Source organism: Idiomarina sp. UBA4206 (assembly GCF_002383015.1).
Lineage (GTDB): Bacteria > Pseudomonadota > Gammaproteobacteria > Enterobacterales > Alteromonadaceae > Idiomarina > Idiomarina abyssalis.
Genome location: NZ_DFTS01000023.1, coordinates 933 through 1,211 on the forward strand (window position 1 = coordinate 933; position 279 = coordinate 1,211).

1 pseudogene is annotated in these 279 nt (G+C 61.3%); it reads right to left on the reverse strand.

From position 1 onward, the window contains the following. Nucleotides 1-219 (reverse strand): annotated as a pseudogene (locus tag B3180_RS04985) (ribonucleotide reductase subunit alpha); the annotation flags it as partial. Nucleotides 220-279: the final 60 nt, after the last annotated feature.

The window sequence follows — 279 nt, forward strand, 5'->3', positions numbered from 1 at the left end:
GGATTCTTCTTGCAAGGCCCCGAAATCCGGTGCCTCTTCGGGCGTCTTGTCGACGCAGATCACCGGCGTCAGGGCGCCGCCTTCACCGCGCTCAAAAGCGGCTCTTTCTTCCGGGGAGGCCTCGTCCGGCAACTCTGCCCGGCAGAAAACGAATAGCAGGCGCTGGGGCTCCTGCTGGCTGTGGGAGGCCTGAATCAGGTCATTGTAACTGCTGATCATCTTGGTGAATCCTTACTGGTACCGGGCCGCTGCGATTTACGCCTGGCGGGCAATGAGCTC